Origin of the sequence: Neisseria sp. P0022.S009, from assembly GCF_051956675.1 — a bacterium.
Classification (GTDB): Bacteria; Pseudomonadota; Gammaproteobacteria; order Burkholderiales; family Neisseriaceae; genus Neisseria.
Window position 1 is genome coordinate 82,163 of the sequence record NZ_JBQCXE010000004.1, and the last position, 26,215, is coordinate 108,377.

General features: G+C 51.7%; 26 protein-coding genes and 1 other RNA gene. 2 read left to right on the forward strand and 25 right to left on the reverse strand.

The window, feature by feature from the left end; all coding sequences use genetic code 11:
* The first annotated feature begins 16 nt into the window (after window positions 1–16).
* Window positions 17–1,087 (forward strand): tRNA (adenosine(37)-N6)-threonylcarbamoyltransferase complex transferase subunit TsaD, encoded by a 1,071-nt coding sequence (gene tsaD, locus ACTHUG_RS07050; protein ID WP_440386473.1) that lies wholly within the window; start codon window positions 17–19, stop codon window positions 1,085–1,087.
* Between the two features lie 39 nt (window positions 1,088–1,126).
* Window positions 1,127–2,032, forward strand: coding sequence for an EamA family transporter RarD (rarD, locus tag ACTHUG_RS07055; RefSeq protein WP_440386474.1), 906 nt, complete (start codon window positions 1,127–1,129; stop codon window positions 2,030–2,032).
* An 88-nt stretch (window positions 2,033–2,120) separates the two neighbouring features.
* Here the strand turns inward: rarD and murU are convergent, their stop codons facing one another.
* The 25 genes from murU to ribD form a co-directional block, all read right to left on the reverse strand.
* A complete protein-coding gene (murU, locus tag ACTHUG_RS07060; protein ID WP_440386475.1) occupies window positions 2,121–2,816 on the reverse strand; it encodes an N-acetylmuramate alpha-1-phosphate uridylyltransferase MurU in 696 nt (231 codons plus the stop codon).
* Window positions 2,817–2,903: 87 nt separating this feature from the next.
* A complete protein-coding gene (hpaC, locus tag ACTHUG_RS07065; protein ID WP_440386476.1) occupies window positions 2,904–3,404 on the reverse strand; it encodes a 4-hydroxyphenylacetate 3-monooxygenase, reductase component in 501 nt (166 codons plus the stop codon).
* Window positions 3,405–3,414: 10 nt separating this feature from the next.
* On the reverse strand, window positions 3,415–3,852 hold the full coding sequence (gene hpaR / locus ACTHUG_RS07070; RefSeq protein ID WP_003681518.1) for a homoprotocatechuate degradation operon regulator HpaR: 438 nt from the start codon (window positions 3,850–3,852) through the stop codon (window positions 3,415–3,417).
* A 340-nt stretch (window positions 3,853–4,192) separates the two neighbouring features.
* On the reverse strand, window positions 4,193–4,702 hold the full coding sequence (locus ACTHUG_RS07075) for a protein disulfide oxidoreductase (RefSeq protein ID WP_440418731.1): 510 nt from the start codon (window positions 4,700–4,702) through the stop codon (window positions 4,193–4,195).
* Window positions 4,703–4,786: 84 nt separating this feature from the next.
* Window positions 4,787–5,179 (reverse strand): 30S ribosomal protein S9, encoded by a 393-nt coding sequence (gene rpsI / locus ACTHUG_RS07080; protein ID WP_003681515.1) that lies wholly within the window; start codon window positions 5,177–5,179, stop codon window positions 4,787–4,789.
* A 12-nt stretch (window positions 5,180–5,191) separates the two neighbouring features.
* The gene (gene rplM / locus ACTHUG_RS07085; protein WP_003684605.1) at window positions 5,192–5,623 is read right to left on the reverse strand and encodes a 50S ribosomal protein L13; all 432 of its coding nucleotides are present in this window, start codon (window positions 5,621–5,623) and stop codon (window positions 5,192–5,194) included.
* Between the two features lie 178 nt (window positions 5,624–5,801).
* Window positions 5,802–5,982: non-coding RNA, 6S RNA (gene ssrS, locus ACTHUG_RS07090), on the reverse strand.
* A 7-nt stretch (window positions 5,983–5,989) separates the two neighbouring features.
* Window positions 5,990–6,292, reverse strand: coding sequence for a cell division protein ZapA (locus tag ACTHUG_RS07095; protein ID WP_315611552.1), 303 nt, complete (start codon window positions 6,290–6,292; stop codon window positions 5,990–5,992).
* A gap of 11 nt (window positions 6,293–6,303) precedes the next feature.
* The gene (locus ACTHUG_RS07100; RefSeq protein ID WP_036492772.1) at window positions 6,304–6,627 is read right to left on the reverse strand and encodes a hypothetical protein; all 324 of its coding nucleotides are present in this window, start codon (window positions 6,625–6,627) and stop codon (window positions 6,304–6,306) included.
* Between the two features lie 74 nt (window positions 6,628–6,701).
* Entirely contained in the window at window positions 6,702–7,691 is a 990-nt protein-coding gene (locus ACTHUG_RS07105; protein ID WP_440377337.1) for an NAD(P)H-dependent glycerol-3-phosphate dehydrogenase, read from the reverse strand.
* A gap of 135 nt (window positions 7,692–7,826) precedes the next feature.
* A complete protein-coding gene (locus ACTHUG_RS07110; RefSeq protein WP_440386478.1) occupies window positions 7,827–9,986 on the reverse strand; it encodes a polysaccharide biosynthesis tyrosine autokinase in 2,160 nt (719 codons plus the stop codon).
* A gap of 26 nt (window positions 9,987–10,012) precedes the next feature.
* Complete coding sequence (locus ACTHUG_RS07115; protein ID WP_004520878.1) at window positions 10,013–10,462, reverse strand: low molecular weight protein-tyrosine-phosphatase; 450 nt, start codon at window positions 10,460–10,462, stop codon at window positions 10,013–10,015.
* Between the two features lie 169 nt (window positions 10,463–10,631).
* Window positions 10,632–11,759 (reverse strand): polysaccharide export protein, encoded by a 1,128-nt coding sequence (locus tag ACTHUG_RS07120; protein ID WP_440386479.1) that lies wholly within the window; start codon window positions 11,757–11,759, stop codon window positions 10,632–10,634.
* 43 nt (window positions 11,760–11,802) lie between these two features.
* Entirely contained in the window at window positions 11,803–13,704 is a 1,902-nt protein-coding gene (locus tag ACTHUG_RS07125; RefSeq protein WP_311476665.1) for a nucleoside-diphosphate sugar epimerase/dehydratase, read from the reverse strand.
* Between the two features lie 111 nt (window positions 13,705–13,815).
* The gene (locus ACTHUG_RS07130; RefSeq protein ID WP_440360686.1) at window positions 13,816–14,991 is read right to left on the reverse strand and encodes a DegT/DnrJ/EryC1/StrS family aminotransferase; all 1,176 of its coding nucleotides are present in this window, start codon (window positions 14,989–14,991) and stop codon (window positions 13,816–13,818) included.
* The gene (locus tag ACTHUG_RS07135) at window positions 14,984–15,763 is read right to left on the reverse strand and encodes a methionyl-tRNA formyltransferase (protein ID WP_440386480.1); all 780 of its coding nucleotides are present in this window, start codon (window positions 15,761–15,763) and stop codon (window positions 14,984–14,986) included. The genes ACTHUG_RS07130 and ACTHUG_RS07135 overlap by 8 nt, the downstream gene beginning before the upstream one ends.
* Before the next feature lie 13 nt (window positions 15,764–15,776).
* Window positions 15,777–16,469 carry an HAD family hydrolase gene (locus ACTHUG_RS07140; protein ID WP_036492784.1) on the reverse strand — a complete coding sequence of 231 codons (693 nt, stop codon included), beginning with the start codon at window positions 16,467–16,469 and terminating at the stop codon, window positions 15,777–15,779.
* Window positions 16,462–17,436, reverse strand: a complete 975-nt coding sequence (locus ACTHUG_RS07145) for an ATP-grasp domain-containing protein (protein ID WP_440386481.1) — start codon at window positions 17,434–17,436, stop codon at window positions 16,462–16,464. The genes ACTHUG_RS07140 and ACTHUG_RS07145 overlap by 8 nt, the downstream gene beginning before the upstream one ends.
* The gene (locus ACTHUG_RS07150) at window positions 17,423–18,040 is read right to left on the reverse strand and encodes a sugar transferase (RefSeq protein WP_036492790.1); all 618 of its coding nucleotides are present in this window, start codon (window positions 18,038–18,040) and stop codon (window positions 17,423–17,425) included. The genes ACTHUG_RS07145 and ACTHUG_RS07150 overlap by 14 nt, the downstream gene beginning before the upstream one ends.
* Window positions 18,033–19,205: a glycosyltransferase gene (locus tag ACTHUG_RS07155; RefSeq protein WP_440386482.1), complete on the reverse strand. Its 1,173-nt coding sequence runs from the start codon at window positions 19,203–19,205 to the stop codon at window positions 18,033–18,035. Before ACTHUG_RS07155 ends, ACTHUG_RS07150 begins: the two co-directional genes overlap by 8 nt.
* A 13-nt stretch (window positions 19,206–19,218) precedes the next feature.
* A complete protein-coding gene (locus ACTHUG_RS07160; RefSeq protein WP_004520868.1) occupies window positions 19,219–20,289 on the reverse strand; it encodes a glycosyltransferase family 4 protein in 1,071 nt (356 codons plus the stop codon).
* A complete protein-coding gene (locus ACTHUG_RS07165; RefSeq protein ID WP_440386483.1) occupies window positions 20,286–21,596 on the reverse strand; it encodes an O-antigen ligase family protein in 1,311 nt (436 codons plus the stop codon). The genes ACTHUG_RS07160 and ACTHUG_RS07165 overlap by 4 nt, the downstream gene beginning before the upstream one ends.
* A gap of 42 nt (window positions 21,597–21,638) precedes the next feature.
* Window positions 21,639–23,066, reverse strand: a complete 1,428-nt coding sequence (locus ACTHUG_RS07170) for an oligosaccharide flippase family protein (RefSeq protein ID WP_440386484.1) — start codon at window positions 23,064–23,066, stop codon at window positions 21,639–21,641.
* Between the two features lie 167 nt (window positions 23,067–23,233).
* A complete protein-coding gene (locus ACTHUG_RS07175) occupies window positions 23,234–24,541 on the reverse strand; it encodes a nucleotide sugar dehydrogenase (RefSeq protein WP_036492804.1) in 1,308 nt (435 codons plus the stop codon).
* A 564-nt stretch (window positions 24,542–25,105) separates the two neighbouring features.
* On the reverse strand, window positions 25,106–26,209 hold the full coding sequence (gene ribD, locus ACTHUG_RS07180) for a bifunctional diaminohydroxyphosphoribosylaminopyrimidine deaminase/5-amino-6-(5-phosphoribosylamino)uracil reductase RibD (RefSeq protein WP_440386485.1): 1,104 nt from the start codon (window positions 26,207–26,209) through the stop codon (window positions 25,106–25,108).
* Between the last annotated feature and the right edge of the window lie 6 nt (window positions 26,210–26,215).

Genomic DNA, 26,215 nt, shown 5'->3' on the forward strand with positions numbered 1-26,215 from the left:
CAGACGGCTTCGAACCATGTTGGTATTAGGAATTGAATCATCTTGCGACGAAACCGGCGTTGCGCTCTACGACACCGAGCGCGGCCTGTTGGCGCATCATTTGCACACACAAATGGCGATGCACGCCGAATACGGCGGCGTTGTCCCCGAATTGGCCAGCCGCGACCATATCCGCCGTGTCGTGCCGTTGACGCAAGGTTGCTTGAAGGAAGCAGGCGTAGGCTATGCCGACATCGACGCGGTTGCCTTTACGCAAGGCCCGGGCTTGGGCGGCGCATTGCTGGCCGGTTCGGGCTTTGCCAACGCTTTGGCATTTGCCATCGGCAAGCCCGTTATCCCCGTCCACCATCTTGAAGGCCATTTGCTCTCGCCCTTGTTGGCAGATGACAAGCCTGAATTTCCATTTGTCGCTTTGCTGGTGTCGGGCGGACATACGCAATTTATGGCTGTACGCGGTATCGGCGATTACACCTTGCTGGGCGAGAGTGTGGATGATGCGGCAGGCGAAGCGTTCGATAAAACGGCCAAGCTGTTGGGGCTGCCTTATCCCGGCGGTGCCAAATTATCCGAGCTGGCCAAACTCGGCACGCCTGATGCCTTCACGTTCCCACGCCCCATGCTGCATTCGCACGATTTGCAGATGAGCTTTTCCGGTTTGAAAACCGCCGTTTTGACCGCTGTCGAAAAAGTCCGCGCCGAAACCGGCAGCGATGAAATTCCCGAGCAGACGCGCAACAACATTTGCCGCGCTTTCCAAGATGCGGTAGTCGATGTGTTGGCGGCCAAAGCCAAAAAAGCATTGTTGGATACCGGTTTCAGAACTTTGGTGGTTGCCGGCGGTGTGGGTGCAAACTGGAAACTGCGCGATGAATTTTCGCGCTTGACCGTCAAAATGCCGTCTGAAAAAGGCAAACCCAAGCCGCAGGAAGAAAGAATCAATGTTTATTTCCCACCAATGGCATATTGTACCGACAACGGCGCAATGATTGCCTTTGCCGGCGCGATGCGTCTTGCCGAGCGTCAGGCTGTCGGTGCATTCAATGTCAAGCCGCGCTGGCCGCTGTCGGATATTGTGAAGCAGGGTTGATGCATTAGACTGCTTCGGTGCAATGAAAGGCCGTCTGAAATGACGAATTTATCCAAAGGTTTGCTGGCTGCGGTAGCGTCCAATTTGTTGTTTTCCATGATGTTTTTGTACGGTATGTGGATGCGGCCGATGACGGGGACAGAGGTGTTTGCCTGGCGCATGGTTGCCATGCTGTCGGCCTTGTGCGTGCTGATGACGATGGTCAACGGTTGGCAGGCGGCAATGCGTTTTGCTTATGGCGTCGGCCGGGATTGGAAACGATGGCTGCTGATTGTATTGCCGACGCCGATATTTGCCAGCCAGTTGTGGCTGTTTGTCTGGGGGCCGGTCAATGGGGAAGGAGTAAACATTGCCATGGGTTATTTCCTGTTTCTTTTGGCGATGATGCTGGGTGGACGGATTTGGTTTAAAGAGCGTTTGAACCGTTTGCAGAGGGTGGCGGTAATCTTGGCGTGTGCAGGCGTGGCATGTGAATTGGTGCGGTCGGGCGCGTTTTCGTGGACGACTGTCTGGGTGTTCGGTACTTATCCGTTTTATTATCTGCTGCGCCGCAAGCTGGGCGTGCCTTCCTTAATAGGGCTGACCTTTGATTTGATGATGATTACGCCGTTTGCGTTGGCGTATATTGTGCTGGCAACGGATACGCCGGCGATGATTGCGGCCAAACCAGTTTTAATCTTTTTTATTGTGTTGCTGGGTTTTAATAGTGCAATATCCATGCATTTGAATTTGAAGGCGAATCAATTGCTGCCGGTGGCAGTGTTCGGCATGTTGAGCTATTTGGAGCCTGTATTGCTTTTTATTGTGTCGATTGTATGGCTGGACGAGCCGGTGCAGGGCGGCGCATTGATCGGCTACGGACTGATTTGGTCGGGATTGTGCGTGATGATTGCCAATGGCCTGTTGGGGATGAAGAAAGAAAAGAAATTGGCAAAGCTTGATTGATGGATTGAGGCCGTCTGAAAATGGTTTGATCAATGTTTTCAGACGGCCTTGAATATTAAAAGGGACGTATCGGATACGTCCCTTTTGTTTACCAGCTTTGGGCGATACGGTCGGCTTCTTGCAGGCGTTCGACTGTGCCGACGTCCAACCAAAGGCCGTTGTGGTGTTCGCCGCTGATTTGGTTTTGGCTCATGGCTTGACGCAACAGAGGGGCAAGCTTGGCAGCCTGGTGTGCCGGAGTGTCTTTGAAAAGCGCGGGATGATAAACGCCCACGCCGCTGAAAGTTAGGGCTTGGCCGTCTGCGGATGATGCGGATACCAGGCCGTCTGAAAGCAGGCCGAAGTCGCCTTCGGGATGATGGGGCGGATTGTCCACCAGCCACAAATGTGCGAGAAGGTTGTGTTCCTGTATGCGCTGGGCAGCCAGTCGTGCAGCTTGGAAATCAATGTCGGTCAACACGTCGCCATTGACGACCAAAAACGGCTCGTTGCCCAAAAGCGGCAGGGCGGTGGCAATGCCTCCGGCAGTTTCCAGGCCTCCGGCGCGTTCGGGAGAATAGGCAATGTGTACGCCGTAGGCTGAACCGTCTTTCAAGGTGTCTTCAATTTGCTGGCCAAGCCAGGCATGGTTGATGACGATTTCAGTGAATCCGGCCTGCCGCAGGCGGCGTAAGTGCCAGCCGATAAGCGGCGTACCTGCTACTTCGAGTAAAGGTTTGGGCGTGTGGTCGGTCAGAGGGCGCATACGCTCGCCGCGACCGGCGGCCAATATCATTGCTTTCATGGGTGTGCCTATAATGTGTGAAACAGAAAAAGTCTCAGGCCGTCTGAAAAAATGAAACAGATGTTTCAGACGGCCTGAGACCTTTATTTATGCCAAAGATTTGAATTGCCTACGGAAATACAGCAATGCCGGCGCTTGCGCATCGGTATTGCGGATTTCGTTGATCTGAACGAAAAAGACGTAATGTGTGCCGATTTCGCGTTGATCGACAATACTGCCGTGCAGGTGCGCCAGCGCGCCTTCGACTTCGAGCTGTCCGGTTTGCCCTCTATGCCAAATATGGTATTCGAAGCGTTCTTCGGGCGAGAGGTCGGTCAGTCCGGCAAAGTGTTCGGCAACATCCTGCTGGCTGTCGTTGAGCGTGTTGATACACAAATCGCGGTTGCCCTGCAGGATGGGGATGATGGCGGATTGGCGGTTGATGCACAGAATGACCGTCGGCGGCTCGTCGGTAACGGCAGTGACGGCAGTCATGGTAATGCCATAGCGCCCTGCTTCACCGTCTGTCGTGATAACGTGTACACCGGCGGCACAGGAGGCCATGGCATCTCGGAAGGATCTCTTGAGTGTGTGTGTTGAATCTGTCATCCGGCTCGCTTTATTTTAATGCCTGTTCGATTTTTGCCAGCTCTGCCAAGAGTTCTTTGAGTTGTGCCATTTTTTCTTTGGAAAGGACTTTTTCAATTGCGTCATAGCGCTCGTCAACCAATGCGCCGGTGGACTCATAGAGTTTCTCGCCTTCGGGCGTCAGTTTCAGATAAACGCGGCGTTGGTCGTTGGAAGGCTTCAGGCGCACGGCCAAACCTGCTTTTTCCAAGCGGGTCAGAATGCCGGTCAGGCTGGGACGGAGGATGCAGGCCTGATTGGCCAAATCTTGAAAGTCGAGTGTGCCGTTTTCCGCTAAGAGCCGGATGATACGCCATTGCTGGTCAGTAATATTGGCTTGGTTCAGAATAGGGCGGAATTGGGTCATCAATGCTTCCCTTGCCTGAATCAGACCGATATTGATAGATGCATGTTTAGATTGGTTGGGCATTACTAAGTCTCCGGGGTTATCAAAAATCAAACCGTTGAAGCGTGAGGTAAATTAATAAAGGCGAATATTGCTGTTTTAAGGCTGCCGTCGGCAACCGGGTCTATGGGAACAAAAGCATCACGGCCACAATATTAGATGAAGGTCTCTAACAGTTTGTTTTGATAATAATGTTTCCAATTGTTCTTATGGTTATATCTTAGTCTATTTTCTTTATAATCTCAACAAAATCATATGTTATTGGGAAAGGGATAGTTTATTTATTTATGAAGTGGAATAGGGTAAATATATTCGGCGGAGATGATTCTTTGGATTTTCTATTTTTGGTGGATTTTCAATGAATTTAGCCGAAGATGTCTGCTAAGTAAATTCTGATTTTTAAGCCGATGTAGCTGGAAAGTCCGGATGTGTGATGAATCATTTTTCCATCTTTTAATATGATAATGGTTGGTGTGACGGCTATGTTCCATTTTTGAGCCATCAGGCCGTCTGAATCATTGACGTTTGGAAAGGATAGATTGTTTTGTTGCATATGGTGGGCAATGTCTGCGTTGCTTCCGGAGCGCAAGGCTACGCCCAGTGTTGGGATATTGTCTTGGTGCAGCTTTTCTATGGTTGATGATGTGTATGAACAAATACGACACCAGCTGCCCCAAAAATAAACGACGGCAACCCGATTTTGGCTGAAGGATTGAAGGGAAGTAGTTTGCCCATCGGTTAAAGTGATGGTTTGTGCTGCTGATTGTAAGGGTTGGTCGGGTTTGCGTACCCAGTCGACAATCAGGGATAAGAAGATGAAGATAATCACAGCCTGAAGCAATGATTTGGCGTAGTGGAGCAGGGTTTTCATCATATATTACGGGGGATATTGGATTATCGTTTTATAAATGAAAAAAGCCTTGCAGAGCAAGGCTTTTGATTCGATTCTGAAAACGTATTAACGTTTGGAGAATTGTTTTGCACGACGTGCTTTGCGCAAACCTGGTTTTTTACGTTCAACTTCACGAGCATCGCGAGTAACGAAGCCTGCTTGAGACAGGGCTGGTTTCAGGGCTGCGTCGAAGTCGATCAGGGCGCGGGTGATGCCGTGACGGATAGCGCCGGATTGACCGGTTTCGCCGCCGCCGGTCACGTTAACTTTGATGTCGAAAGATTCGGCATTTTCAGTCAGAACCAGAGGTTGACGTACAACCATGCGGCTGGTTTCACGTGCGAAGAATTCGTCAACGGGACGGCCGTTTACGATGATTTGGCCGGTACCTTTAGTCAAGAATACACGAGCCACTGAACTTTTGCGGCGGCCTGTGCCGTAGTAGTATTTACCGTTCATGTCGTGTCCTTATTATTTCAGTTCCAAAACTTTAGGTTGTTGTGCAGCGTGGCCATGTTCGGCACCGGCGTACACTTTCAGTTTTTTGATCATGGCGTAGCCCAGAGGACCTTTAGGCAACATGCCTTTTACGGCTTGTTCCAAAGCGCGGCCAGGGAATTGCTCTTGCATTTCGCGGAAAGTGCGCTCGTAGATGCCGCCTGGGAAACCAGAGTGACGGAAGTATTTTTTGTCTTCGAATTTAGCACCGGTCACGCGCAGTTTGTCTGCATTGATGACGATGATGTAGTCGCCGGTATCAACGTGAGGGGTGTATTCGGGTTTGTGTTTGCCGCGCAGACGGTGTGCGACTTCGGCTGCGACACGACCCAGAACTTTGTCTTCTGCGTCAATGACGAACCATTCGCGCTTCACCTCATGGGGTTTTGCAGAGAAGGTTTTCATGGTTGGAATCCAGATATATATAGAAAGTTATGGATTTTAAAGAGGAGATTGGTTTTTGTCAATCTTAATTGAGCGTGTTTGATGCATGAATATGCGGTTTTTTCAGACGGCCGGAAATCTTTACGAAAGTCTTTACTCGGAAAGGGGAAAGCCACACCTTTCGGTATGGCTTTTTTAGGGAATCCCCACGAGTGCCGTTTGGGCTGAATCCGCTTGAACCTTGCTGACAAGGCGGTCACCTCGGGTAGTTTCGGGTGCGTCCGGCAAACGGACGCTCGCGCCCACTACAACTCCCGGCAACCTAAAGCGAACGTATTGGTTCAAAGGAATATATGCCTTCGCGAACACCGCAGGGAAAAGGGGAAATTAGTTTTGCTCCAAGCGCGCCAGTGCTTTTTGGCACGCGTTGCTCATGTCGGTTATTTTACGCTCAAATTCACCGATTGCCAAATCGTCGTTGAGGGTTGTTTTCAAAAGGTCGTGTACGACGTTGAGGGCTGCCATGACGACGATTTTGTCCGTGCCGACGATGCGGCCGCTTTCTTTAATCGCGTCGCTTTTTTTGTTGAGCATTTCAACGGCTTGCAGGAGGGTGGCTTTTTCTTCACTCGGCGTGTTGATGGTGAAGTTGACATTCATGATGTCGAGATTGACTTGTTCGATACTCACGGGGCGTCCTTTTATTGTTGTGTTTCTTGGGGCAGTCGGGCAATGAGGCTGCGGATTTGGTCTGCGCTTTGGGCCAGTGCGTTGCGGTAGTTTTCTTTTTCGACGGTCAGGCTGTCAATTTTGCTTTGCAGGTCTTCTTTGAGTTTGCCGACTTGAACCAGCAAGGCTTCGCTGAGTTCGTCAATGGCTGCGTCGTGTTGGCGTTTTTGTTGCTCTTGCTCGAGTTTGAGTCTGTCGATTTCTTCGTTGAGACGGCGGTTTTCTGAAACCAGCGTTTCAAATTTTTGGACAAGTTGGTAAACGTTGATTTCCAGATTGTTCAGTGATTGGTTCATGTGTTTCCCTTCAGACGGCCTGATGGCCGTCATATTGTGCGTCAGGCCGTCTGAATGACAGACGGCGCGACCGTTTATTCGAAGCGCGCGCTTCGTTCCATCAGTCGTTCAACGACTTGCTGCGGGGTCATTTCTTTGCGGATGAGTTGCAGCAGGGTTTGGGTGATGGGCATATCGATTTGGTATTTGGCGGCAGTATTGAAGACTTCTTCGATGGTGCTGACGCCTTCGGAAACGTGGCCGATTTCGACAAGTACTTGATGCAATTCTTTGCCTTCTGCAAGGCCGAGGCCGACACGGCGGTTGCGCGAGAGTGCGCCGGTACAGGTCAGGATAAGGTCGCCGATGCCGGCCAAACCCATCATAGTTTTGGGTTGCGCGCCCATGGCGATGGCAAGGCGGGTGATTTCGGCAAGGCCGCGCGTTACTAGGGCTGCGCGTGCATTAAGGCCGTATTCGAGGCCGTCTGAAAGGCCGGTGGCAATCGCCATGACGTTTTTAACGGCACCGCCCACGGCAACGCCGATGACGTCGGTGCTGCCGTACAGGCGCATTACGTTGGTGTTCAGTTGGGCGGTGGTTTCTTCCACCCATTCTTTGTTTTCGGAGGCGAGAACGACGGCGCAAGGCAGTTGGGCGGCCAGTTCTTGGGCAAAGCTCGGGCCTGAGAGAACGCCGATTTTTTTATTGTTAGGCAGGACTTCTTTCAGTACTTGGAAAGTCAAAAGGCCGGTATCTTGTTCAAAACCTTTGCAGGCGGCGAGAACGGGAATATCGGCGGCGTTATGCTGTTTGAGCAGCTCGGCGCTGCTTCTGAGGCCGGCTACGGAGGTAACGATCAGGGCAAGTTGGCTGTCTTTCAGCGCTTCGCCCAAATCGGCGTGAACGGTCAGGGACTCAGGGAAAGGGAAGCCGGGCAGGCCGCGTTTGTTTTCACGATCTGCTTGCAGGGTGCGGATTTGGTCGGGATTGCGTGTCCAAAGGGCGACTTCATTGTTGTGGTGCGCAAAGTGCAACGCGAGAGCTGTACCCCACGAACCTGCGCCGATGACGGTAATTTTCATGTTTCTCTTCCATATGGGAACGGGGCTTACTTTAAAACAAACGGCTTTGGGGTGCAAGGGCGGCGTTTGTGAAAAATATTTTGTGCCGTTTAACAAGCCTCAGGCCGTCTGAAAGTTCAGACGGCCTGCTTCGGTTTATGATTTATTGTTGCCGGAATGGTAGGCATCGTAGGCGTAGTAGTCGTAGCTGTTGTTGGCTTCGCGCTTCATGCCGTTGAGGACGACACCTTTGATGTTGATGTGGTTTTGTTTGAGACGTTCGACGCTGGCCTCAAGCTCTCGTGCACGGGTGTGCGCATAACGGCTGATCATCAGGACGGTGCCGGCATGTTGGCCGATGATGACGGCGTCGGTCACGGCCAATACGGGCGGCGTGTCCAAGATGACGTAATCGTAGCGTTGGCGCGCGTGGGCGAGCAACTCGTTGAAGCGGTTGTCCATCAAAAGTTCGGATGGATTGCTGGGATAGCTGCCGCTGCTGATGAGGTGGAGGTTTTCAATGCCGGTCTCTTGTACGGCTTTGGCTGGAGCCGCTTTACCGCTTAGGATGTCGGACAAGCCGAACTCGGGGGTAAGGCCGAAGAGTCGGTCAAGATAGCCTTTGCGCATATCGGTATCGATAAGCAGGACGCGTTTGCCCGACTGCGCCATTACAGCGGCGAGGTTGGCGGAGATAAAGGATTTACCTGCCTCAGGCGCGGCGCCGGTAATCATGAGGACGTTGTTGGGCGCGTCCAGCATGGAGAAGTAGATATTGGTACGCAGGGCGCGGATGGCTTCGACGGCCGTGTCGGTACGGTCTTCGCTGGCCAGCAGATAGTTGGAACGGCCGCCGGTCTTCTTGAATTTGTTTTTGAAGAAGTCGCGTTTTTGCTGGGTTTTGGAATGCGGAACAAGAGCGACGACTTCCAAATTGAGGTTTTCGATTTCTTCGGATGAAGTGATGCCGTTTTTCATGCGGTTGCGGATCATCAGCCACAAAGCGGTCAACGAGCCTGCGGCAAGTGCGCTCAGGAGCGTGATGACGGCTTTGCGCGGTGCAACCGGGTTTTCAGGGACGTAAGCATAATCGACGATGCGGACATTGCCTTGCGCACTGGCTTTCATGATGTTGAGCTCTTGTTGTTTGCTCAACAGTTGGACGTAGGTTGCTTGGTTGGTTTCTACGTCGCGGGTCAGGCGGATGACTTCTTGTTGGGTATTGGGCAATTCGGCGATTTGTTGGTTGATTTTGTTTTTGGCGCGTTCGAGGACGGAGAGTTTGTCCAATACGGCTTTATAGGAAGGGTGTTCCGGTGTGTACAGCTCGGCCAACCCTGCTTCTTCGGTTTTGAGCAGGGTAATTTGGGTTTCGATGCCGGTCAGGCTTTCCAATGCGCCTTTGGACTCAAGCGGAATGTCGAGGGAGCCTGATTGTTGGCGGTAGGCATTGAGTTTGTTTTCAGCGTCTTGCAAGGTTTCTTTCAGGCGCGGCAATTCTTCGCTGATGAAAGCCAAGCCGCTGGATGCGACTTGGACGTCGCGTTCGCGGTTTTGCGCAACGTAGTTGTCGGCAATGCTGTTGAGGATGACGCTGGTGCGTTTAGGGTCGGTGCCGGTAAAGGTAAGGTTGATGATGGGGCTGGTTTTACCTTTGCTGATGACCGCCAGTTTGTTTTGGATGTTTTCGATGGCGCTGATGCGGGAGAACTTGGTCAACGCAAATTCTTGACCCGGATTAGCCAGGATTTGATCGATTTTGAGGGTGGTTTGATTGTTGATTTTCAGAGGTACGCCGACCTTGCCTTCGACAACGTGTTTGTCGGGAAGGGTGAGGGTATAGGCTTTGTTGTTTTTGACGGTCAGCGTGAAGGTTTTGTTGAACCATTCTTCTTGTACGGTAAAGTTGCCAACGGTCAGTTTGGGATCGGGGTCGCCGCTGATGTTGTGCATCAGGCTGCCGATAACGGGCGTGTATTTGGCTTTGACTTCTTGGTCGAGTTGGAGGTCGTCAACGGTTTTACCCAACACCAGGCGTGATTGAACCAGCTCGACTTCTGCTTCAGACGGCGTGGTTTGGTTGTTGAAGATGCTGTTGATTTCGGTCAGGATTTGATTTTGCCGCGTTTCGATTTCCAGCATGGCGTCGGCGCGGTATTGCGGGGTGGATGCCAGGCTGAAGGCTGCGCCGAGTATGCCGCCTGCAAGCAGGGCGGCGAGGATTTTGTATTTGTGCATCCAAATGACGCGGAGCTGTTGGCCGAAGTCGATTTCGTCGTTGTCTGCGCTATAAGGTGTGTAGGTCGTTTTTTTCATTGCTTGCTTTCTTGTTCATGCCGGTTTTATACCGGTTGAGTTTTTCCGTTTAGTTTGGTTTTCCAAGTGTCTGCGGCAGCATTGAGCTGTTCGAAAACGGCTTCAAACATTTCGCTGCTTTGTTTGTATGGGTCAGGTACGGTTTTCTTCGGCAACCATTGGGCAAACAGCATGGTTTTGCTGCGTGCCGGCGGATGGATGTCGGCCACCATATCGATTTGACAGGGCTCCATGACGAGAATCAAATCGGCCTGTTCGCACATTTGGGCAGTCAGTTGGCGTGCCGTATGGCCTGCAACGATAACGCCGTGTTTGAGTGCGGTTTTGATGGCTTGGAAATCGGCATCCTTACCTGCCAGTGCTTTTATGCCGGCGCTGCTGATGCGGTGGCCGGGTAGTTTTTTCTGCATAATCCGCTCTGCGGTTGGGGAGCGGCAGATGTTGCCTAGGCAGACGATGAGTATGTTGTGGTACATGATATTGTTTCGGTTTATGGTCTGAAAAAAGCGTGAGTCAGACTATAAGGTACTGCTTTTCCGTTTGTGCGGTGTGTACGGCTTTTATATGCCGTTTATGTAATTTGGTCGGATTGTGCGTGATTTTGTATCCTGCTGTCAAACGGGGTCTGACAGCAGGAACCACTGCTTATTTAAACGTATTGTCGAGGGTGTTGATGTTGCTGATGGAGTTGGTAATTTGTGACATTACGCGGTTCCAACGGGTAACCGGGGCGGAGGTAACGTAAACGGTGTCTTCGGAACGCAGTTTGAATTCGCTGCCCATCGCGTAAGAGGTTGCATCTTTCAGGTTGAGCTGGTAGATGTGGATAGGTTTGGCCACATCTTCAGGTACGCGGCGGATTACGAATACGCCGGTTGCATCCGCATAGGCTTGGTTCATGCCGCCCACTTCGCCGAGCGCTTGGGTCAGGTTGAGGCCGTGGTTGCCGATCGGCAGGGTCGCTTGTTTGCCGACTTCGCCCATGATGTAGATTTTGTTGTTGCTGCTGTTAGGAACGTAAACGATGTCGCCATGGCTGAGGAGGTGGTTTTGCGACATATCGCCGTATTGCAGCATGTTTTGCAGGGAGATGGTGCGGTCAACGCCGTTGTGCGTCCATTTGATGTGCTGGGTGTCGGCGCTTTGGGTAACGCCGCCGGCTTGGTTGATGGCATCCAAAATGGTCATCGGGATATTGGTAATCGGCAATTGGCCGGCTTGGTTGATGGCGCCGGAAACGGAAACGCGTTGCGAGCGGAACTCGGTAACGTTGATGGCGACTTGAGGGTTTTTGATGTAGCGTCTTAAAAGGTTGGTCAAGATGTTTTGCAATTCGTCCAAAGTTTTGCCTTTGGCTTGAATTTTGCCTGCCAACGGGTAAGTGATGTAACCGCCCTCATCCACCCAGGCGCCGCGGCTGACTTGGTTGGTTTGCGGGTTGCTTTGTTGGATGGGGGAGTTGAGGTCGGAGTGCGCCCAAACCATGATGTTGAGGACGTCGCCGCTGCCGATGCGGTAGCGGTAAGCGCTCTTGCTTTGCTCCAAGCCTTGGTTGGCTTGGGAAAGTACGGGCGGCGTACGCATTTTTTCAATCAGGTTAGGCGTGATGGGGTAAACGGCAACGCGGCTGTCGAGGTTGGTATCGGCTGCGGTGTCGTTGTCGGTGTAAACAATGGTTTTGGTTCGGGTTTTGATGGTCGAACCGGGAATGACTGTCGTGCTGTTACAGGCAGCCAGTGCAAATAGAGTAAGCAGGGAGAGCGTTTTTTTCATGTAGTAGTCCTTGCAGTATGGTGTCCGGGCCGTCTGAAAATGTTCAGACGGCCTTGTTGTTTTGTTGCCAAACCAAGTCGCAGATGCCGTCTTTGGGTACGAAGCCTGTCGGTGCGCGCAGCAGAAGCTGGCGCAGGCTGTTTTGGTCGCTTTGGAGACAAGCGGTTTGGAGTTCCGACAGTATGTCAGATAATTGCGTCCATGGAAGCATTACTTCACTGGCGGTCATAATCCGGGGATGAGTGGTTTTTTGCACCTCGTCGCCGATGAGCAGTTCTTCATAAAGTTTCTCACCCGGGCGCAGGCCGGTAATCTTGATTTCGATGTCGCCGTGCGGGTGTTGCTCGTCTTTGACTTTGAGGCCGCTGAGGACAATCATTTGACGGGCAAGGTCGATGATTTTGACGGATTCGCCCATGTCGAGGACGAATACGTCGCCGCCTTTACCCATTGCGCCGGCTTGGATAACCAGTTGCGCCGCTTCGGGAATGGTCATGAAGTAGCGGGTAATGTCTTGGTGGGTCAGGGTAATCGGGCCGCCTTCGGCGATTTGTTTTTCAAATACCGGGACAACGGAGCCGGACGAACCCAATACATTGCCGAAACGCACCATGCAGAAGCGTGTTTTTTGTTCCGGCTCGGCGGCAAGCGCTTGCAGGCAGAGTTCGGCCATGCGTTTGCTGGCACCCATGGTATTGGTCGGACGGACGGCTTTGTCGGTGGAAATCAAAACAAAGGTGGAAACGCCCGCATCTACGGCAGCCTGCGCGCAGCAGAGGGTGCCGAACACGTTGTTTTGAATGCCTTCGATGGTGTTGAATTCGACCATAGGGACGTGTTTGTAGGCTGCGGCATGATAGACGGTATCGACTTGGTAGGCCTTCATGACACTGCTGAGGCGTTCTTTGTTTTGAACCGAACCCAAAAGCGGTACGACTTCGACTTGGCTACCTTGCGCGGCTTGGGTTTCGCGCAATTCTTTGTCTATGCTGTACAGGGCGAATTCGGACAATTCAAACAACAGCAGTTTGGTCGGACGGCAGTTGAGAATTTGACGGCAAAGCTCGGAGCCGATAGAGCCGCCTGCGCCGGTTACCATCACGACTTTGTCGCTGATGTCGGCACTCATCAATTCAGGGCGCGGTGCCACAGGGGCGCGGCCGAGCAAATCGACCACGGAGATTTTTTTCAATGAGCTGACGCTGATTTTGCCGTCCACCAAATCCTTCATGCCCGGAATGGTCAGGACTTCGCATTTGTAGGCTTCGAGGCGGCGGATGATGTCTTTGCGTTCTTCAGGCGTAGAACTTGGAATCGCCAGCAGGATTTTGCGGACGCCGTAGCGGCTGATCAGCATCGGGATTTCGTTGGGGTTGTAGACGGCAAGGTCATAGATGACGGTACGTTGGATTTTCGGGTTGTCATCGACAAAGGCGATGGCCGAGTATTCGTTAACCTGTTTGATGGCTTCCAGTAATTGGCGGCCGGATTGGCCTGCACCGTAGATAATGACGGGGGTCATCTGTTTGCGGTGATGGTCGGTCAGAATCGCGCGCAGGATCATGCGCGAGCTGGTTACGCCGACCACTAAGACCAAGAAATAAACGATGGGCAGGGCAAGGTGCAGTTTTTGTTCAAAAATCAGGGTAGTCAGGCAGAACAAGACCGCTGAAATAATGCTGCCGAATGCGGCGGCGGTCAGGACGCGGACGCTGACGAAGCGCGTAACGGCGCGGTAGAGGCCGATACGGATGAAAAGGATGATGGTCAGCAACGCGGTGCTGCCGAAAGCCAGCCAGTTGGCGATACTCAACCATTCGTCGGAGTATTGCACTTTAAGGCTTTGGGCAAACCAAAACGCCACGAAGATCATTAAGATATCGTGAATGACGAAGAAGGTTTTTTTTAGATTGCGCGGCAGAGCCAGCAGGGTTTCCAAGTTCATTTTATTTTTTACGTGTGTCTGAGTGTTGTAATGTGGCTTGGTACGGATTGTTTGAAGCAGGCTGTTTTGCTTTTTTCAGACGGCCTGAGGTTGCAGGCCGTCTGAAAATGATTATGCCGTGGCTTCAGTCAATACGGCTTCTATGTTTTCTTTGCAGAACGCAATTTCTTCATCGGTCAGGGTCGGATGCACCAAGAACATCAGGCTGGTGTCGCCCAGTTGGACAGCGTTTTTCAGCCGCTCTTTCGGACGCCAAGGCGTGTTGTCAAAGGCTTTTTCCAAATACACTTCGGAGCAGCTGCCTTGATAGCAGGGGACTTTGCGCGCGTTCAGTTCGCTGACGATGCGGTCGCGCGTCCAGCCGTCTTTCAGGTGTTCGGGTTTGACGAAGGCGTAGAACTTGTATTGCGCGTGTTCGATGTAGTCGGCCACTTCAACCAAACGGATGCTGGCGAATTTGCCCAAGCTTTCAGCCAGTTTGGCGGCGTTTTCTTGGCGGCGCGCCGTCCATTCGGGCATGCGTTTGAGCTGGATGCGGCCGATGACCGCCTGCATTTCCAACATGCGCCAGTTGGTACCGAAGCTTTCGTGCAGCCAGCGGAAACCGGGTGCGTGTTCGCGGTGGTACACGGCATCGTAGCTTTTGCCGTGGTCTTTGTACGACCACATTTTGCTCCACAGCTCTTTGTCGTTGGTCGTTACCATGCCGCCTTCGCCGCCGGTGGTCATGATTTTGTCTTGGCAGAACGACCAAGCACCGACGTGGCCGATAGAGCCGACGGATTTGCCTTTGTATTTCGCGCCGTGCGCTTGGGCGCAGTCTTCGATAACCCACAAGTTATGTTCTTTGGCCAAAGCCATGATGTCGTCCATTTCGGCAGGCATGCCGGCAAGGTGAACCACGATGATGGCTTTAGTGTTTGGCGTCAGCGCGGCTTTGATGGTTTCGGCGCTGATGTTTTGGCTGTTTAAATCGACATCGGCGAAAACCGGATTGGCACCGGCGGTTACGATGCAGGATGCGGAAGCCAAGAAGGTGCGCGAAGTGACAATCACATCATCACCTTGGCCGATGCCCATTGCTTTGAGGGCTACGTCCAAAGCCAACGTACCGTTGGAAAGGGCGACGGCGTATTGCGTGCCGACAAAAGCAGCAAATTCTTTTTCAAATTCGCGACATTCCGTACCTGTCCAGTAGTTGACTTTGTTGGACAGCAGGACTTTGGAAACGGCATCGGCTTCTTCTTGAGTAAAGCTTGGCCATGGGGAGAGTGATGTATTAAGCATTTGTTTTTCCTGCGAAAAGACTGGTTGAGCCTTTGGGGGCGATTTCTTCCAGCAGTTGGCGGTTGATCAGGGTGTATTTCTGACCGTTGATTTCGACGTATGCGCCGTCGTAAGGCGGGAACCAGAAGGCGCGGATTTTCTTCTCGATATTGTCGCCGTCGAGGATTTGCTTCATGGCTTCCATTTCGTCGCGGCTGACGTAGCGGCCGCCGATGTTGGGTGTGGTCGGCAATTTGGTTTTCGAATCGATGGCGCGGGCGATGATGCGTTGTGCGAACGGCTCCAACGCCTGCATGGTTTTGCGTTCGAGCGATTGGGCGGTTTCTGTTTCGGCGTCGATGGGGAAGCGGTCCACTTCGATGATTTCGCCGGTGTCGATAGAGGCATCGACGTAGTGGGCGGTGTTGCCCCATTCGTTCAACTCGTCCATGATGGCCAGGTTGTAGCCGCCTGTGCCTTTGTATTCGGGCAACAGCGCAGGGTGGAAGTTGATCGTGCCCAAAGTCGGAATGCTCAGGAATTCATCACGCAGCTTGCGCCAGTAAAGGACGGACAAGCCCAAATCGTATTTCAGACGGCCTTCACGCATTGCTTCCAAAGCCGTATCGAAGGTGTACAGGGGCAGGCCCAATTCTTGCGCGGCAACCGTGGTCGGCGAGCCTTGCAGATGGCTGTCGGTCAAGACGCCGACGATTTCGATATGGTCTTGTTTGGTCAAAAAACGAAGCAGGTTGGCGGAAACCTGTTTACGACCCATAAATAAGATTTTCATGGAGAAATGTCCCTTATGCATTTGCTTTTTCGGTGGCGGAAGTTGTCAGTGTAGTCAATTCTTCCAGGGTGTTTATCCAAAGGGTGGGCTGGTATTCACGGCCGTATTGCTCGGGCTCGGCTTGATGAATATTGTGCGGCTTAGGCATGATGCCTATGGAGAGCCAACCCAGTTTGTTGGGTGCGACAAAATCTTTTTTGATGTTGTCGCCGATGTAAATAAAACGTTTTGCGGCCGGATATTTGTTTTGCAGGAAAACGAAACGCTTGTCGTCGGGCTTTTCCGATTGCATGGCTTCCGAAATCAAAATGTCGTCAAACAAATCGGTCAGGCCCAAGGCCTGTATTTTCAAACGCTGTGTCAGGCTGCGGCCGTCTGTAATCAGGGCGCGTGCGGCAAAAGGGCGCATCAGCTTCCGTAAAAAAGACGGTTCGACATAGGGTCGGATGGCAGGCCGATGCAGTCGATATTGCCACAAGAGTGATTGTTTCTCTGATTCGTTTAATTTGCAATGATGACACAAATTGTCGAGCCAGTCTTTACTTTTATTGTCGGCAATTTCATATAGTACGCCGGCATTGTATTGCGGGTAAAGCGACGTAATCATCTCTACAACTGCCCGTATTCCGGAGCATTTGTAGTCATGTTCGGAGTAAAGCGTATCGTCAAGGTCAAAAACGATGACGGATTCTTCCGGCTTAATCATGTTCTCTTACCAAAACCTTAGCATCATAACGAAGCATGATTAAATTGTTTTCCCAGTTGTCGGAGAAGGGAATGTCTTGGCCGCCGATGTATTCTTGAATCAGCCAGCCCGGATAGTTGCCGCCTGCGGCGTAGGTCAGCGGGAAACCGCCGCCGAAACGCGGATTGATTTCCACGCCGTAGGTCGTATTGTCGGTTTTGCTGACGAAGAATTGCGCGGTAATGCAGCCGCGTGCGCCTTCCAATACGGCCATTTTTTCAACCAACTCTTCATACAGGGCATTGCGCCGGGTCGCGCCTTTGCTGACTTCGCCGGTACGTACTTCCAAACGCTCGCGAGGAATGGCGCATTTCAGACGGCCTTGACGGTCGTAATACATATCGACGGTGAACTCGGAAAAAGCATTTTCAATATCGATGTATTGGGCGAACATCATTTTCGGATCTTCGGCAATATCGGCAGTCAGATCGGTTGGTGTGTTGATTTTTTTCGCACCGATGGCGCGGCTGCCGTCATAAGGCTTGGCAAAACACGGGAAGGCCAGGCTGTCCCGTTCGTAAATTTCAGGCGAACGGATGCCGTATTGTGCAAACAGGCCTGCGGTCAGGCGCTTGTCGCGGCACAGGGTAATCAGTTTGGCGTCGGAAATGACGATATGTATTCCTTCGGCTTCAAAACGGTCGCGTGCTTCGGCCAGCTTGAGCAGTTCGGTATCGATGGTTGGCACAATCAGGCCGATGTTGTGTTGTTGGGCCAGTTCGAAAATGCTGTCGATGTATTCGGCTGCGTCGATGCGCGGTACGCTGAAAGCGCGGTCGGCGACATGACAGGCTGAAGACATGTGGGGATTGAGGTCAGTGGCAAACACGCCGATGCCGTCTGAAAAACGTGCGGCTTCGGTTTGGAAGTCCTGCACCAATTCGACGCGGCGGCCTGCCGACAGAATCAGTATGTTATTTTTTTTCATCAGTTTTATTACCCGTGAAATAAGGCATAGTGGCTTCTCCTTCGGCTGAGATGCCTTCTTTGACGAAGACTTTTTTAACCGTCAGGAACAAAATTTTAATATCCAGCCAGAAGCTGAAGTGGTCGATGTACCAAACATCGTGGGCGAACTTTTCGTCCCATGAAATAGCGTTGCGGCCATTGACTTGCGCCCAACCGGTCACGCCCGGTTTCATTTCGTGGCGGCGGTTTTGGAAGTCGTTGTACAACGGCAGGTAGTGCATCAGCAGCGGACGAGGGCCAACCAAACTCATCTCGCCTTTTAAGACATTCCATAATTCAGGAAGTTCGTCCAAGCTAGTGGCACGTAATTTTTTGCCGAAATCGGTCAGGCGTTCGCTGTCCGGTAGCGGGTTGCCGTCTTTATCGATTGCATCGCGCATGGAGCGGAATTTAATCATTTTAAACGGCTTGCCATCCTTGCCCGGCCGCTCTTGGATGAAGAACACGGGCGAGCCTAGGTTTTTGCGGATGAGGTACACCAAAATCAAAAACACAGGCGACAGGATAATCAGCCCTGAGGCGGAGGCAACAATGTCAAACAGGCGTTTGAAAAATTTATTCATGAGCTAATCTTTCAATCAGGTTGACGATTTTTTGATAGGCAACGTCGCGCTTGAAGCGGCGGACGATTTCTTCGGACTGAACAGGATCGTCTTTGCGCTTCAAAATATCTTTGGCGGCTTGAACGAAGCTGTCCACATCGCCGGAACGGTAGTTCGCATGCGGCAGCAGGGTAAGGACTTCGGCAACTTCGTCGTTGACCTGGCTGTTCAGAATCGGTTTTTGCAAAGCCATATAGTCGGAAAGTTTGTTGGTAATCGACTGCATGGCGTAAGAGTGGATGGCGTTGACGGAGATGTCGCAGCCCTTGGCGACCGACATCATTTCGGCGTAAGGAATGTAGCCGTAAAACTGAATGCCGTCGCAGGCGTATTGTTTGAGCCTGTCCAAATCGGGGCCGCCGCCCATGATGTGCAACTCGACGTTTTCGCCGGCGTCCAACAGCTTGCGAACGCCTTTGCATACGGTTTCCACGTCATAGCTGTAACTGAGCGTGCCCAAGTAGAAAAAGCGGGTTTTGTCGTCGCTGAAATTTTTGGCAGGCGCGGCATCGAGTTTCGGAAAATCAGCGCCGATATAGACGACTTCGCCGGGTACGTTCGGATTGGCTTCTTTGGCGCGGTCGAGATAAGTCTGCGATACGGCAACCAGCGCGTCGGCGTAGCGGTAGGCTTGGTTGGCGCGTGAAGCAAAGGGCAGCAGGTTGTGCGGGATTTTTTTCAAAAACGGTACGACTGAGGAGAAAGACTCCGGCCATACGTCCTGCACATCGACAATCAGCTTGTAGCCCAAACGCGCTTTGTGTTTGCCCAAGAGCAGGTTGGTAGCAATCAGCGGATAGGCGGAAAAGACGACGTCTTGTTCGCCCGGACGGCAGTTTTCCAACCATTTTTCAAAATGTTTGACGAAGCGGTGATGGCTGGTCACGCGCCCTAAAGACACGTTTTTGCTGTATCCGCTTTCTTCCAACAGCATGACTTTCAGACGGCCTTGTGAGGCGGCCTCGGCATCTTCGGGCCGTCTGAAAGATTTGTCGTAGTGCTTGAAGTTGCTGGTAATCAGCAACACGTCATGCGACTGCGACAACAGCTCGGCAAGATACCAGAAGCGGTTGAAATGCGGCTCGGACGGCAGCGAGCAATAAGGGGCGACGATGGTAATGTTCATGTTTCAGACGGCCTTACATTTCGTACGCAGCCATGGTGGTGCGGTAGATTTCGTCGTCAGAGCATAAAGTTTCGACGTGTTTGTGCAGGGCTTTGCCCATTTGACCGCGCAGCTCTGGATGCTTGATGAGTGTATCGACGGCTTCGATAAACGCTTCGTCATCGCCGAAAGGAATGCAGTAGCCGGTTTGGCCGGTGATGACCATTTCGGAAATGCCCGCCATGTTGTAGGTCACGACAGGTGTGTCGTAGAGGCCGGCTTCCAAAATATTGTTGCCGACGCCTGCACCGTGGTCGCCCACGCAATGCGGCGTGTTCACCAAAATATCGACTTCTTTGAAGTAGCCGGTCAAGTCGCGGACGCCGCCGAGGAAGGTAACTTTGTCTTCAATGCCCAAACGTTTGGCTTGGGCTTTGAGGTTGTCCATTTCTTCGCCGATGCCTGCAACGTTGAGGCGTACAGGCATACCGCGGTCAACCATTTTCTTGAGAATGTCCAACATCAGATGCACAGCACGGACGGTGTCCAAACGGGAAAGCGTGCCCAGTTGGACATAGTCTTTGACTGTTTTTTCAGGAACGTAATCCGCTTTGTGCAGGGCGTTGTAAGTGTAGGTGATGCGGTTGGCAGGGAAACCGTAACGGATGAGTTTTTCGCGTTCGTGTTTGCAGTTGCCGATGATGTACACGCCCAGCTTGTCGAAAAGCTTGGCAATTTTCGGATAAGTTTCCGGATCAAGGCCGCGCGCGTGGTAGAACACTTTGGTTTTCGGCGAGGCAAACTTGGCCGCAATGGCGCAGGCCGGAACGATACGCGCCATTTGGCAGTGAATCACATCGGGTTTCTCTTTTTTCAGCAGTTTCATGTAGGCAAACATGCCTTTGATGTAACCCAATAATCCGCCTTGGTAAAAATCGATCGGCTGCCAACGGATGCCCAATGCTTGCGCTTCCTGAATCAAAGGGCCGTCTGAAGAGGCCAATACGATATCGTGTCCGCGTTGTTTGAGCAGGCGGCCGAGGCGGAAAGTGGCGTTTTCAGTGCCACCGAGGCCGGACATGGAGGTAGTCAGGATGATTTTCATGATGGTTTCTTCGTATCGTATAGTGTTTCGTTGTATGCGTAAGCGGCCATATCTTTCAGCTTGGGCGCGACAAATACGCTGTAAATAAAAATCAGCAGGCAGGGCAGCCAGATAAACGGCATACGCAAAATAGTGGACGGAATAAAACCGGCCAGCAGGAAAATGCCCAAGGCAACCCAAGCCAAAACGCGCGATTTGCCGGTTACTGCGCGGTTTGAGGCGGTGTAGAGGAAATAACACGCCACAAAGGCAATAAAGCCGAGCAGGGAAATCATGCCGAAACCCAGATACAGCTCGATGATGAAGCTGTGCGGGTTTTCAAAGCCCAAGCTGCCGCTCAAATGGCCGCCGAAATATTCGCGGAAGTTTTTAGGGCCGTAGCCGGTCAGCAGCAGGGGCGGATTGTTCCAGAAGTAGTTGTAAATCTCCTGACGGTAGGACACGGAGTTGTCGCTGCCCAAGTCGTACAGGAAGAGGTACACGCGGCTGGAAAAGCGTTCCAAAAACTGGTTGCCGTTTAGTGAGAGCAAAAATTCCGCAATCGCGCGAGACGGAATCATCGACAACACCAACGCCAGCAGGCCTGCTACGCCGACCGTAATAAAACCGTTTTTGCGATAGGCCGTATAAACCAGCAAAATCAACAGGTAACAGCCGATGGCGGTACGCGATACGCTGGCGAAAATGGCCATACCCAACAGCAGGAACAAGCCCCAGCCCAGCAGTTTTTCTTTGTGTTTCCGTCCTTGGAGTTGGAAGAAAAACAAAATGGCAGGCGCAAGGCAGACTGCGGTGGCGGCAAGGTTGTTCGGGTTAAAGAACAAGCCTTTGAGCGAGCCTTCGTCAATAGCCAACTCATCGCTGGCGCTCACAAACTGAATACCGGTGGCCAGCTCTGCAAACGGCGGCACGGCGATAAACAATGTAAATACGATGAGGAACTTCTGAATTGTCCTCAAAGGGTCGTCGGCGCGCTTCAATACTTGGTAAAACAAGTAGAAGAAAGCCGGAACCGCCATAAAAAACAAAATATCCATGTACTGCGTCGGCGTCAGCGACGTAATGCCCATGTGGATGGCAGGCCAGATGCACATGGCAGTCAGGGCGCAGAGCATGGCAAAAATCTTGCGTGGAATATGCTTGCTTTCCAGAAAAAATACGATAAAACCAAGCAGTACAAATATCAGGGTCAGCGGGTTGTCGATACGCGGCACGCCGACCTTAAAGGAAAGCGCGGGCCCCAGCATATAGGCTGCGAGCATGATGTATAGGATGTAAGTGTATAAGTTCAGACGTTTTATTTTCATAGTCGTGCTGTTGTTATCGTAGAGACATGAATCTCAGGTTGGCTATTTTGCCGAACGGTTTAATTTGGCTTTGATTTTTTCGGTCGCGGCAAATAATGCGTGTTTGTATTTTAGGAACAGGAAACCCAGTCCGACGGCCCATGCCAGCGCAAACCAAATATAGTTGTCTCGCGTACCCAGCCAAGTGTAGGCAAGGCAGATCATCAGGCAGAGCGTTGAGTTGGTATAAATCTTCAGGCGCGGCAAAGGCTGCCACAGGCGTGAAGAGAATTCGGTTTTCAAGATGAAAAACAGCCAAAAAGCCGTTGCGCTGGCCATAGCCGCACCTTTTGCACCAAATTTCGGCACCAGCAGATAGAGCAGGGCGGTATTGGCGATAAAGGCAACGATGTTGATGGCGGTAATCAGCCAAGTCGAGCGGACGACGTTCAAACCGATGCCGCTGACTTCGGTCAGCGTGTAAAACAGGGGGAAGAGCATACACGAGAGCAGGATAAATTGAACCTGCGTGTATTTTTCCGGCAGTATCCAGGTCGCCATCGGCGAGAAAATCCCGATAAGGCAAATCATTGCGCTGATGAGGACGGTCATGGAAAGCGTGATGTCGCCGATTTTGTCCAGATTGGTTTTTTCTTCCACCCATTTGAACACCAAAGGCGCCCAAATGGTGGAAAACACGCTTTGGAAAATCAAGGCGACGGCGCCAAAGCTGACTGCCATCGAATAAATGCCCAACTCGTCCAAGCCCGAGATATTCTTGAGGACAAAACGGTCAATCGAAGTCAAACCCCAATAGGCCAAGTTGCCGAATGCCAGCGGCAGGCCGTAGCGTAATCCGTCCCGATGCAGCTCAGGCGACCATTTCGCATGGGAAACGGCTTGCAGGTCTCGGCGCAGTTGATAGATCAACAGCGCAACGGTCAGCACTTGGGCGGCGGTATAGGCAAAAACCAGCGAAGTGGTATTGGCGGGCAGGCCGGAAGCGATCACGGCAAAAACCAACACCAAAATCAAAAATTTCGGCGCAAGCTGGCTGAGTGAAAAAGCCAGTGCCTGCTCTTTCATCCGCAAAATCAAGGCTAAAAAACGGATAATCAGCGTGGTGGCCAAGAAAATCAGGAAGAGAATTCCCAAATTCGCACTGGGGATGTCGAAAATGATTTCAGACGGCCATGATGCGTTTATCAGCAACACTAAAACCACAACCGCCACCGTCAGAATCAATGGCGATAAAAAAACGGATTTGAACAGCGCGGCCTTGTCTTTAACGGCGTAATAGTCGCGAATATAGGATTGGTCCAGCCCCAGGCCCAGCAACAGGATGCTCAGTCCGGCAATGGTCTGCAAGAGTACGATACGGCCGATGTCTTCCGCAGGGAAGTACCATGAGATGAGCGGCAGGGAAAGCAGGCCGAAAGCGGCGCTTCCTATCGGGCCCAATGCGTAGCCGAGGATTTTTTTCGCGTTCATATTATTTGTTTTCAGACGGCCGGAAGTTCGAGCTGAGCGTTTTTCGTAAGAGATGCGTTGTTACCGTTGCCGGTTTCCCAAGGCCGTCTGAAAAACAAATGGCCTTGGGAAACCGGCCGCCGTCCCGGTGGGGAAACCGGAGGCAGCCGGATGCGTCTGAAGCAAGATTATGCTTTGATGACTTTAGGATTTTTCACTGGGAATTTGCCGCGTGTATCGACAATCAGTTTGGCATGTTCGGTGATCATGTCATAGTCGAATTTGTCGTGATCGGTGGTCAGAACCACGCAGTCGTATTGGGCGACAGTTTCAGGGGTCAGCGCTTCACTCTTCAGGTCGAAGTAGTGGTGGCCGGGGATGTGCGGGAATTCTGGAACGTGCGGGTCGGAATAGGAAACCACTGCGCCCAGTTTGTGCAGGCGGTCCATCACTTCCACAGACGGGCTTTCACGCATATCGTCTACGTTTTTCTTATAGGCGATACCCAATACCAAGATTTTGCTGTCTTTGATGGAACGGTTGTGGTCGTTCAAAGCCAGGCCGACTTTTTCGATAACGTAGTCGGGCATGTGGGAGTTAACTTCGCCTGCCAGCTCGATGAAGCGGGTGTTGACGCCGTATTCGCGGGCTTTCCAAGTCAGGTAGAACGGGTCGATAGGGATACAGTGGCCGCCCAAGCCGGGGCCCGGGTAATAAGCAACGAAGCCGAACGGTTTGGTTGCGGCGGCATTGATGACTTCGTGAATGTCGATGCCCATTTTATCGGCAACGATTTTCATCTCGTTCACTAAGCCGATGTTTACGGCGCGGTGGATGTTTTCCAAAAGTTTGGTCAGCTCGGCCGCTTTGGTGGAGCTTACCGGAACAACTTTATCGATGGCAGGTTGGTACAGCGCCAGGCCGACTTCCAAACAAGCAGGGGTATGGCCGCCGATGACTTTGGGGATGGTACGGGTTTCAAAGTTAGGGTTACCCGGGTCTTCACGCTCAGGAGAGTAAACCAAGAACACGTCTTGACCGACTTTCAAGCCGCCTTCTTCCATGCGCGGCAGCAATTCTTCTTCGGTAGTACCGGGGTAGGTGGTGGATTCCAAAGACAGCACTTGACCGGCGCGCAAGTAAGGTTTGACTGCGTCGGTAGTGTCGATAACGAAACTCATGTCCGGTTCGCGGTATTTGTTGAGCGGAGTCGGTACGCACAAAATCACGGCTTCTACTTCGCCGATGCGGGAGAAGTCGGTCGTTGCTTCAAACAGGCTGTTGGAAGCAGCGGCAATTTTGTCGGAAGGGATATGCTCGATGTAGCTTTCGCCTTTGTTGAGCTTGTCGACTTTGGTTTTATCGATGTCGAAACCCAAAACTTGGTAACCGATGTCCACATAGCGCAGCATCAGTGGTAAACCAACGTAGCCTAAGCCGACGATGCCGATTTTTGCGGTCTTATCGGCAAATTTTTGTATCGTAATGTTTTTCATGATGTCTTTCGTGTAATGAATGAGTGAATCGGGAGTGTTTGCCCGATGCCTGAGTTGTTTGCTGCAACCGCATAGCCGGCTGCCGTATCGTGTGAAGCCTCAAAACCGTACTTATAATTTCAGCGGGCGAAATCATAAGCATTTATCAGATTCGTCTCAATCAAAAAAGTTTAACGGTCGTTCAGACGGCCTCTGAGGTATGGAAATAGTATTTTTGAAAATTTAATTTTTAAAATCAATAAATAATTTTTGTTTTTCAACTATATATTTAAAATCACATGTTATCTTCATAAGACAGGGCTACCGTTTATGCCATTTAAAATCCTTCTAGAATAAAAACTTTTAATAAATTTTCTCGGCTTAACTTATTTTAAAAGTTTATTATTTCGTGAAGAAAAAAAGAATTTTGTTGACAATCAGGTTAATTATAATGAGCCTAAGTCAAAGTTTTAAATTGAAATACGCTATAGTCATTATAATAGATTGATGAATAAATCACATTTATTGCTATATAAACAATAGAATAACTCTATTGAAAATAATTAAATTATTTATGACAAGCAATCAGACGGATTTTTTCCGTAGAACCCATTTAATGTCCTGCCCGATGATTTCTACCGATTGACTGTGCCAAGGGCCGTCTGAAAGTAGGGCGGCCAGATTTTCAGAAAGGGAGAAAAGAGGTTTGCCTGCGCCTAACAGTTTCGGTGCTTGGTAGAGGACGATTTCATCCACCAAGTCATCCTTCAGGAAGGCTGAAGCAAGTGTTGAGCCGGCTTCTACCAGAACTTCGCCAAAGCCAAGCTCTGCCAGTTGCGGCATGAGTGAAAGAAGATTAATGCGGCCGTTGATGTGTTCAGACGGCCTGATGATGCGGATATGTTCAAATTTACCCAGCGCCTGCAAACGTTGTTCGTCTGAGGAAAGGGTAATGATAACGGTCGGGCTGTCGGTATCGGTCACGAGGTGGCAGTCCAAAGGGATTTGCAGTCGGCTGTCTAAGACGATGCGCGCAGGCTGGCGCAGGGTGGGGAAGCTGCGGACGTTGAGTTTCGGGTTGTCGGCAAGCACGGTACCGATACCGGTCAAAACGGCGCAACTTTCGGCGCGGAGAATTTGTACGTCTTCACGTGCCGCTTCGCCGGTAATCCAAAAACTGCGGCCGTCCGAAAGGGCGGTTTTGCCGTCCAAACTGGCGGCGCATTTGAGGCGGATAAACGGTCTGCCGCGTTCGATACGCGACAGGAAACCACGGTTGAGCTCGCGCGCCTGCGCTTCCAGTAAACCGCTTTCGGTACGGATTCCGGCGGCTTCCAGCATGGACAAACCTTTGCCTGCGACCAATGGATTAGGGTCGGTCATGGCGGCGACCACGCGCGCTACGCCGGAATGAATCAGCGCTTCGGCGCATGGCGGCGTGCGGCCGTAATGGCTGCAAGGCTCCAGCGTGACATAGGCTGTTGCGCCTTTTGCCGCCGCTTGGGCCTGCCTCAATGCGTGAACTTCGGCGTGCGGCTCACCTGCTTTGACGTGGAAACCTTGTCCGACGATTTGGGCGCCGTGTGCAATGACGCAACCGACGCGGGGATTGGGGGAAGTAGAAAACCGCCCAAGCTTGGCCAGCTCGAGGGCGGTTTGCATCATTTGGGTATCAAGTGCGGAAAACATGGTTTC

Coding starts and splice junctions, on each gene's coding strand:
- tsaD (WP_440386473.1), top strand. CDS start 17: ATGTTGGTATTAGGAATTGAATCATCTTGCGACGAAACCGGCGTTGCG.
- rarD (WP_440386474.1), top strand. CDS start 1,127: ATGACGAATTTATCCAAAGGTTTGCTGGCTGCGGTAGCGTCCAATTTG.
- murU (WP_440386475.1), bottom strand. CDS start 2,816: ATGAAAGCAATGATATTGGCCGCCGGTCGCGGCGAGCGTATGCGCCCT.
- hpaC (WP_440386476.1), bottom strand. CDS start 3,404: ATGACAGATTCAACACACACACTCAAGAGATCCTTCCGAGATGCCATG.
- hpaR (WP_003681518.1), bottom strand. CDS start 3,852: ATGCCCAACCAATCTAAACATGCATCTATCAATATCGGTCTGATTCAG.
- ACTHUG_RS07075 (WP_440418731.1), bottom strand. CDS start 4,702: ATGATGAAAACCCTGCTCCACTACGCCAAATCATTGCTTCAGGCTGTG.
- rpsI (WP_003681515.1), bottom strand. CDS start 5,179: ATGAACGGTAAATACTACTACGGCACAGGCCGCCGCAAAAGTTCAGTG.
- rplM (WP_003684605.1), bottom strand. CDS start 5,623: ATGAAAACCTTCTCTGCAAAACCCCATGAGGTGAAGCGCGAATGGTTC.
- ACTHUG_RS07100 (WP_036492772.1), bottom strand. CDS start 6,627: ATGAACCAATCACTGAACAATCTGGAAATCAACGTTTACCAACTTGTC.
- ACTHUG_RS07105 (WP_440377337.1), bottom strand. CDS start 7,691: ATGAAAATTACCGTCATCGGCGCAGGTTCGTGGGGTACAGCTCTCGCG.
- ACTHUG_RS07110 (WP_440386478.1), bottom strand. CDS start 9,986: ATGAAAAAAACGACCTACACACCTTATAGCGCAGACAACGACGAAATC.
- ACTHUG_RS07115 (WP_004520878.1), bottom strand. CDS start 10,462: ATGTACCACAACATACTCATCGTCTGCCTAGGCAACATCTGCCGCTCC.
- ACTHUG_RS07120 (WP_440386479.1), bottom strand. CDS start 11,759: ATGAAAAAAACGCTCTCCCTGCTTACTCTATTTGCACTGGCTGCCTGT.
- ACTHUG_RS07125 (WP_311476665.1), bottom strand. CDS start 13,704: ATGAACTTGGAAACCCTGCTGGCTCTGCCGCGCAATCTAAAAAAAACC.
- ACTHUG_RS07130 (WP_440360686.1), bottom strand. CDS start 14,991: ATGCTTAATACATCACTCTCCCCATGGCCAAGCTTTACTCAAGAAGAA.
- ACTHUG_RS07135 (WP_440386480.1), bottom strand. CDS start 15,763: ATGAAAATCTTATTTATGGGTCGTAAACAGGTTTCCGCCAACCTGCTT.
- ACTHUG_RS07140 (WP_036492784.1), bottom strand. CDS start 16,469: ATGATTAAGCCGGAAGAATCCGTCATCGTTTTTGACCTTGACGATACG.
- ACTHUG_RS07145 (WP_440386481.1), bottom strand. CDS start 17,436: ATGAAAAAAAATAACATACTGATTCTGTCGGCAGGCCGCCGCGTCGAA.
- ACTHUG_RS07150 (WP_036492790.1), bottom strand. CDS start 18,040: ATGAATAAATTTTTCAAACGCCTGTTTGACATTGTTGCCTCCGCCTCA.
- ACTHUG_RS07155 (WP_440386482.1), bottom strand. CDS start 19,205: ATGAACATTACCATCGTCGCCCCTTATTGCTCGCTGCCGTCCGAGCCG.
- ACTHUG_RS07160 (WP_004520868.1), bottom strand. CDS start 20,289: ATGAAAATCATCCTGACTACCTCCATGTCCGGCCTCGGTGGCACTGAA.
- ACTHUG_RS07165 (WP_440386483.1), bottom strand. CDS start 21,596: ATGAAAATAAAACGTCTGAACTTATACACTTACATCCTATACATCATG.
- ACTHUG_RS07170 (WP_440386484.1), bottom strand. CDS start 23,066: ATGAACGCGAAAAAAATCCTCGGCTACGCATTGGGCCCGATAGGAAGC.
- ACTHUG_RS07175 (WP_036492804.1), bottom strand. CDS start 24,541: ATGAAAAACATTACGATACAAAAATTTGCCGATAAGACCGCAAAAATC.
- ribD (WP_440386485.1), bottom strand. CDS start 26,209: ATGTTTTCCGCACTTGATACCCAAATGATGCAAACCGCCCTCGAGCTG.